The 2,219-nt window shown below is 64.8% G+C and carries 3 protein-coding genes; 1 reads left to right on the forward strand and 2 read right to left on the reverse strand.

Features of this window, described 5'->3' with window-relative positions; translation table 11 throughout:
- Positions 1 to 337 precede the first annotated feature (337 nt).
- Together E1266_RS36875 and E1266_RS36880 are read right to left on the reverse strand one after the other, a co-directional pair.
- Complete coding sequence (locus E1266_RS36875) at positions 338 to 1,141, reverse strand: hypothetical protein (protein WP_132055164.1); 804 nt, start codon at positions 1,139 to 1,141, stop codon at positions 338 to 340.
- Complete coding sequence (locus tag E1266_RS36880; protein WP_132055166.1) at positions 1,113 to 1,670, reverse strand: sigma-70 family RNA polymerase sigma factor; 558 nt, start codon at positions 1,668 to 1,670, stop codon at positions 1,113 to 1,115. The genes E1266_RS36875 and E1266_RS36880 overlap by 29 nt, the downstream gene beginning before the upstream one ends.
- A 332-nt stretch (positions 1,671 to 2,002) precedes the next feature.
- Between E1266_RS36880 and E1266_RS36885 the strand changes: the two genes are divergently transcribed.
- A partial coding sequence (locus E1266_RS36885; protein ID WP_132055168.1) for a DUF397 domain-containing protein occupies positions 2,003 to 2,219 on the forward strand: 217 nt, incomplete at its 3' end.

Genomic DNA, 2,219 nt, shown 5'->3' on the forward strand with positions numbered 1-2,219 from the left:
GGCCGGGGTCGGGGTCGGGGTGCGGGACAGCAAGGACCCGGACGGAGGACACCTCACCCTTACCGTTGAGGAGTTCGCGGGGCTGGTCAACCGGATCAAGCAGCACGAGTCTCGCTGACCGTCCCGTCCTCTTGACGCTCGTCTGATGCCGTCCCGTCAGACCTCCGTATTGCACGGGTGCGCGTACGGGCAGCCGTATGCGCAGCCCGGGACTGGCTTGCGGCGAGGTCCGCCCGAGCGGGCTCACTTCATCAACCACATTAGCGTCACGCGGGACGGTCACGCGGCCCGGACCAGCAAGCTCAGACGTCGAACGCGCGGGCACACGGTGGCTCGCTCACCGAGCGTACGAGTCGCGCTCGGTGCCGGCTCGCACTCGGTACCGGCCCTCCCCGATCGGCTCAGACCGCTCCTCGATGATCGTTTTCAGTCCATCGGGCCACCGGGTCGAGTCATCCCACACCACCCCGTCCAGTGCCTGGATCGCTTGTGCGGGCAGTGCCGACGTAACAGCTTCCGCACGTGTGAGATCCACGCCGGAGACGTCCACTGGTGACTCCATCAATCCATCCTTGATCCCCATGGCGATGTCGAGGTCACGGCCCAAATCGAGTTTGCCGAGGAAGGTCAGCGCGTCGAGGCGTGAGGAGTCTAGATTCAGGTGCGGGAGGGAAGCACAGATGCGATCTAGGTTACGGAAGAGGCGGTCAAGGCGCCGGTCGACTTCAGGGGCTGGGGCGAGGCCGGCACCCAGGTCCTGAACAAGCTCACGTATGGCGACCAGGCGATCTGCGAGTTCTCTGGTAAGTGCGCCGTCAAGGCGGGTGCGCGCGAGAGTGTCGTCCAGTTGACGGGCGAGATCGCGGGCGTGAGTCAGCCTTGCGATGAGATCTTGTACCGCGAACCGGGATGCAACGCGCTGTATGGCTTTCTCAGTGGCTTGTCCAGGGGAGGTCGTATACGGGTATTCCGGGGTGGAATTCGGTTCGTCGACGACCTCTAAGAGTGCGCTCAGGGCACGGGTGGGGTCGGTGTGGGAGCGCACGTACTCCAACAATTGATCGTTGGCGGTGGACAGGAAGGCTTCGAACGCGTCGTCGCCGGGGTCGCCGTCAGGCGGGGGTGGCGTTGCCGTCGTCACGCTGGCTTCCCCCTTTCCAGTTGTTGCGTAGTACCTGGCGGGCGCGCTTGTAGAGGTCGCGTTCTCGTTGCGGTGTGATGCCTAGTTCAGCGGCGATCTCCGGACCAGGAACGCCGTCGAATCGGAGCGCGAAGACCATCTGGCACTCGGCATCCAACAACTGCAACAGTGCGATCAGGTCGCGGGCCTGGTCGGCCAGTTCAGCATGCCCCGGCCCCTGTACCGCACGGTCGAAACCGGCCGCGAGGGGGACCTCCCCCGACCCTCGCTGCTGAGATAAGTGACAATTGCGTGCGACCCTGCGAATCCAAGCCTGGGGGCGGGCGACTTGGTTCCACTCCCCCCGCAGGACCTTGCGCCAGCCGATTTCGAGCGCCTGCTGGGCAGCGTCCTCGGCGGCGTGGACGGTTGCTCCGCAATACATCACGAACCGTACGACTTCTTTGTACTCGGCAAGGTAGAAGTCCAGGAAAGCCTGCCGCATCTCCAGGTCGGCGGGGGCTGGTCCCGGGGCAGCATCGCTACTCATCGCCGGGGCGCCGGGCCCGCCATCGGGCTTCGAGCAAGGTGATCAGAGCCGCGGCCACCGGGGCCAATGCCTCCAGCACCGTCACCAGATCCATCACCGAGCGTCCCCCTCCTTCGGTCCTCCCCGGCCCCCCTTTGGTGGCCGCCGCAGCAGGTCCGTCATCAGTAAGAGGTCAAAAAACAAGATCAACGGGAGCCTGAGCCCAAGTTTTTTTCGGCTATTTGGACGAGCCGCTGCCAACGATGCTCGAACCTAGAACGATTCCCAGATCGTTTCAGACAGATAAGTACACGAGCCCACTTACCGCGGCGGGAAAAGCGAGGACGCCGACCATGCTGTGTCCAGGCGCCTTGCTCGTCAGCAGGCGGGGTTCGCGACCTTTGGGTCAGGTTTGGCCACTCGGTGCGAAGGCATCCCCGGAGAATGCCTCGCGTGTTTCGTGCAGTGGCTCCGCGAACGATGACGTGTGCGTTGAGCTGGGGCGACTTGCGCCGGGGGCCGGGGTCGGGGTGCGGGACAGCAAGGACCCGGACGGGGGACACCTCACCC

The organism is Actinomadura sp. 7K534 (genome assembly GCF_004348575.1).
In the GTDB taxonomy this organism is placed as follows: domain Bacteria; phylum Actinomycetota; class Actinomycetes; order Streptosporangiales; family Streptosporangiaceae; genus Spirillospora; species Spirillospora livida.

Excerpts from the sequence above, each read along its gene's own strand:
- E1266_RS36880 (WP_132055166.1), bottom strand. The coding sequence starts at position 1,670 with ATGAGTAGCGATGCTGCCCCGGGACCAGCCCCCGCCGACCTGGAGATG.